Consider the following 4252-nt stretch of genomic DNA (forward strand, 5'->3'; position numbering starts at 1 on the left):
GGTGAAATAGAGGAAATATCAACTTGATCATAAATTTAGACAAAATAAGTCCTCTAAATCATGAGGTCATTTCATTTTTTGAAGAGTTGGCAAATAATCCAAAAGTTGAAGAACTAATTGTTTTTGGTTCTAGAGCATGTGGTGATTACGATACATACTCTGATGTCGATCTCGCAGTTGTAGCTCCTACGTTTACTAAAGCTGAATGGGTTATGCTGTATGCCCAAGCAATTCACGATATTAGAACGGTACTCAAGATATCAATAGTTAACTATGTATCAAACCCAGAGCGTTTAAAAAAACGCATACGTCAGAATGGAGTAGTAATTTATGAGTCCTAATCCACGAAAGTTGTTAGATAGTCTCGAAAACTTCCGAAAGGCTTTTGATAAGCTAGAATCAGCGTTACAGATTGAGCCAGATCGAGAATTAGTTGTTGAGGGAACAATCCAGCGATTTGAAACCGTAGTTGAACTCGTATGGAAAATGCTAAAGCGTGGACTTAAGTACGAGGGTATTCATCCACAGACACCACGTGAAACAATGCAACAAGGTTTTGCTGCCGGATGGTTAAGTAACGAAATTGTTTGGCAAGACTTGCTCGATAATCGTAATAAATCTTCGCATGAGTACTTAGATGATGACTTTGTTGACGAGTACTATGAAGAAATCAAAGGCTTTGAAGCACCTATTAAGCAGCTTCTTGCGTTCTTAGAAGCCAGATATGCACACTTGTCATAATTTCACCTAACAAAGCATTTAAGAGTGATTCGCAACGCTTGGCAGTTTCGCTTCGCTCAAGTATAGCCAAGCGTCGCTCACACCTTAATGCGGCGTTATGTGCTCGGAGGAAATATGCAATATATCGAAGTCAAAAGTAGCGAAATTCCACTAGATTTATTGCTTGAAGCTGATCCTTCTGAAGCTAATATCGCTTCATATTTATCTGATTCATGGTGCTTTGCTGCATTAGGCAATGAGCAAGTTTTAGCTGCTTGTATCGTTAAAGCGCAGACCAACAGCCTTGCTGAGATATTTAATATATCTGTATCTCCAGAGCTACAAGGTCAAGGTATTGGCTCTAAGCTGCTAAAGTTTGTTCTATCTCAGTTACCAAGCAAGGGAATTAATCGTGTAGAGCTTGGTACGGGTACATTTGGCTATCAACTGACTTATTATCAGCGTTTAGGCTTTCGAGTACACTCAATTATCAAAGACCATTTTTTGCTAAACTACCCCGAGCCAATCTATGAAAATGGTATTCAACACAAAGACATGCTGAGATTGTACGTAAATATTTAGTACGCACATAACAAAGCATTTAAGAGTGATTCACAACGCTTGGCATTTTCAGTTCAATGTTGAGTTTCGTGTTTACGGCTCAATGGTTTAGGTTCGGTGGAAGCGTTGCTCACACCTTAATGCGGCGTTAGCTATATGCGAGGATAAAATGAATACAGTGGATGTAATGCGAGAGTACAATGAGTTTGAACGAAAGCGCATTAACTCGTTTAATGGTGTAAAGAAAACAGATAGTAATCTGACTAAGTTCGTATCAAATGACCGTCATGGTAGCTATATTTCATTCTTCAGCTTCGACGAAAGTCTCACTGAATCAATAGTTAAAGAGCAACTTGTATACTTTAACAAGCGCAATTTATGCTTTGAATGGAAAACGTACAGTACCGATAAACCAAGTAATATCGGCGAAGTATTACTTGCTAATGGTTTTGAAAAAGAAGCCTCCGAATCATTTATGGTTTTGGATCTTTCAAAGGCCATTGGTGAGTCCTTTGATGAATCTCAGATCACAGAGGTTTCTGACAGCACAGGCATTTGTGACGCAATAAGGGTTCAAGAACAAGTTTGGGGTGGAGACTTCGATTGGCAATACAACTACCTAATGAGTCTCAAAGAATATTCTCCAGATTCAGTGTCCATTTATGTAGTGTATGTCAACGACCAACCAGTCACTTCTGCTTGGCTAACATTTAATGGAAGCAGTCCATTTGCAGGTATTTGGGGCGGAAGCACAATCGAAGAATTTCGAGGTAACGGTTATTATAGTTTGCTACTCAATAAGCGTATTGCTGAAGCAAAATCGAAAGGGGTTAAATATCTTATAATCGATGCCTCAGATATGAGTAAACCAATCGTATCAAAGCGTGGTTTTGAAGTCGTAGCGACAACTACGGGGTACACTTCACCAAATAGCTAACAAGGCGTTTAAGAGGGATTCTCAACGCTTGGCACTTTCAGTTTGAATCAGTTTTAGTGTTTACGGCACAATAGGTTAAGTTCGGTGGTTGGCGTTGTTCACCCCTTAACGCGGCGTTAGTACGGGATGGGCATCGAAGGTTAAAAATTCAGCGTTTATTGGTTTCGTTTCCTAGCTTTGCACTTGACCGGGCGTGCCTTTCACGTTCTTTTCGGTGGCACTATATGTGGAGTCTTCGCTTTGGCTTCACCGTTTACGGTTTCTAACTTTTTGGCTATTTCTCTGGCGCGGCTTCTTTTGTGTGGTTAGTTTTTTAATCTTAAACTCAGTACGTTGGTGTGGTTGTCAAAGTTCGGTGACCGAATCCTTTGCTAATTTGAAAATCGCCGAAATAGGGCAGTTTGGTGTGTTTTTCTTATCGCCAACTTGTGTTTTGAGGTTGAGTTCTAGTTTTGCAGTTGTCTGTTTGACTTTACCGTTTTTGCCTAAAGTTTCGTGCTATATTTCAATATCTTGGTGCAAACCAAAAGGTTTAGGAACAGTGTACTAACAAACAATTTAAGAGTGATTCGGCACGCGTGGCATTTTTGGTTTGCATTGGCTTTAGCGGTTAAGGTGGCATGCGGCGGCTTCGGTATTGCGTGCCTCACACCTTAATTGGGCGTTAAGTGCAATCAGCGAGAGTCACATCAAAAAAGTAGGGAAGTATGAGCATTAATATAAAATGGGATGGTGATTGTCGCTTTAAAGTGTCAACTGAAGGCGGTTTTACGTTTAATGTTGACGCTACAAGTGAGAAAGCCCCTTGTCCAACGGAAGTTCTATTGTCGGCTTTAGGTTCATGTAGTGCTACGGATGTCGTCTTGTTACTACAAGATCAAGGTTTTGAAGTTCAAGGTCTAGAAAATACGGTTACTTTTGCCCTAACGGAATCAGAACCTCGTTTATATAAATCGGCAAACTTACACTTTACAGTAAATGGCAGTGGTTTTAAGGAATCTGACATTTTGCGAGCAGCTCAAGAAGCGGTGGAAAAGCATTGTCATGTTTGTCTTATGTTGAGCCCTACGATCGATATCACTTGTTCAGCCGAAGTGGGTAAAAATTGCACTTAACAAAGCGTTTAAGAGGGATTTGGCACGCGTGGCATTTTTAACATGCATTGAGTTTAGTGTTTAAGGTGCTTTGCAGAAGCTTTTGTATTGCGTGCCGGCACCCCTTAACGCGGCGTTAGCTAACTAGTCATAACTATGTGTGCAGTGAACTTATCAACTAATTAGGTCAGGAGTAGGAAATGTTAACTGGAGTAATAGTGGAACATGCTGGAGAGAAAGCGGTCTTAGAAACTCCTCATGAGTTATATTATAGATTCTCAGCAATGGCTTTTGAAAGGCTTCAGGTCAACGAACCAAAAATAAAATCACTTTTAAACAAAGGTAAAGAACTAACTGTTCATGAAGTTAACATCCTTTATGAAAACAGGTTAAGCATGAACAATTTAGTAGTTTATGGTGCATTATCACTAGAGGCGTATATCAACTTCTATGCAATTAGGTATGATATTCCGTTCCATAATGACTTTGAGAAAAACCTTTCGACACTAAATAAGTGGAAGATTTACCCACACCTAAAAACGAACAAAAGTCTTGATGGCTCTGCCATTAAATTGATAAAAGAAATTTTCAGACTTAGGGATGAAATTGTTCACCCAAAGCCTAATAGAATAATAATTGGTGATAATAAGCCTTACAATGGAAAAAGCATCCAGTCAAAGATTGAGTTGCTTGATAAAGGACAATATATCGTAGATCTTAACTCAGTCTACAAGGCAATATTTAAAATAGATCTAGATGAAAAGAAAAGTTACGAGAACGCACCTTGGATGCTGGAACTTCAAAGGATAAATTGAGTACGTTAGCTAACAAACTGCTTAAGAGGGATTTGCAACGCGTGGCATTTTTTCTATGCGTTGAATTTATTGATTAAGGTGGTTTTCGGCGGCTTTTGTATTGCGTTGCTCACCCCTTAGCAGGG

General features: G+C 39.5%; 6 protein-coding genes. All 6 read left to right on the top strand.

Annotated features, from left to right (window positions below; translation table 11 throughout):
- Window positions 1–23 precede the first annotated feature (23 nt).
- The 6 genes from VNE01S_RS18500 (at window position 24) to VNE01S_RS18525 (ending at window position 4127) form a co-directional block, all read left to right on the top strand.
- Window positions 24–341, top strand: a complete 318-nt coding sequence (locus VNE01S_RS18500) for a nucleotidyltransferase domain-containing protein (protein ID WP_053397301.1) — start codon at window positions 24–26, stop codon at window positions 339–341.
- Window positions 331–741, top strand: coding sequence for an HI0074 family nucleotidyltransferase substrate-binding subunit (locus tag VNE01S_RS18505; protein WP_053397300.1), 411 nt, complete (start codon window positions 331–333; stop codon window positions 739–741). The genes VNE01S_RS18500 and VNE01S_RS18505 overlap by 11 nt, the downstream gene beginning before the upstream one ends.
- Window positions 742–855: 114 nt before the next feature.
- A complete protein-coding gene (locus VNE01S_RS18510; protein ID WP_053397299.1) occupies window positions 856–1302 on the top strand; it encodes a GNAT family N-acetyltransferase in 447 nt (148 codons plus the stop codon).
- A gap of 148 nt (window positions 1303–1450) precedes the next feature.
- The gene (locus VNE01S_RS18515; RefSeq protein WP_053397291.1) at window positions 1451–2218 is read left to right on the top strand and encodes a GNAT family N-acetyltransferase; all 768 of its coding nucleotides are present in this window, start codon (window positions 1451–1453) and stop codon (window positions 2216–2218) included.
- A 707-nt stretch (window positions 2219–2925) separates the two neighbouring features.
- The gene (locus VNE01S_RS18520) at window positions 2926–3333 is read left to right on the top strand and encodes an OsmC family protein (protein ID WP_025527517.1); all 408 of its coding nucleotides are present in this window, start codon (window positions 2926–2928) and stop codon (window positions 3331–3333) included.
- 179 nt (window positions 3334–3512) lie between these two features.
- On the top strand, window positions 3513–4127 hold the full coding sequence (locus VNE01S_RS18525) for a hypothetical protein (RefSeq protein ID WP_053397290.1): 615 nt from the start codon (window positions 3513–3515) through the stop codon (window positions 4125–4127).
- Window positions 4128–4252 lie beyond the last annotated feature (125 nt).

Origin of the sequence: Vibrio nereis NBRC 15637 (assembly GCF_001591105.1) — a bacterium.
Classification (GTDB): Bacteria; Pseudomonadota; Gammaproteobacteria; order Enterobacterales; family Vibrionaceae; genus Vibrio; species Vibrio nereis.

Bases quoted from the DNA above. Each gene is read 5' to 3' on its own strand.
- VNE01S_RS18520 (WP_025527517.1), top strand. From the start codon at position 2,926: ATGAGCATTAATATAAAATGGGATGGTGATTGTCGCTTTAAAGTGTCA.
- VNE01S_RS18505 (WP_053397300.1), top strand. From the start codon at position 331: ATGAGTCCTAATCCACGAAAGTTGTTAGATAGTCTCGAAAACTTCCGA.
- VNE01S_RS18510 (WP_053397299.1), top strand. From the start codon at position 856: ATGCAATATATCGAAGTCAAAAGTAGCGAAATTCCACTAGATTTATTG.
- VNE01S_RS18515 (WP_053397291.1), top strand. From the start codon at position 1,451: ATGAATACAGTGGATGTAATGCGAGAGTACAATGAGTTTGAACGAAAG.
- VNE01S_RS18525 (WP_053397290.1), top strand. From the start codon at position 3,513: ATGTTAACTGGAGTAATAGTGGAACATGCTGGAGAGAAAGCGGTCTTA.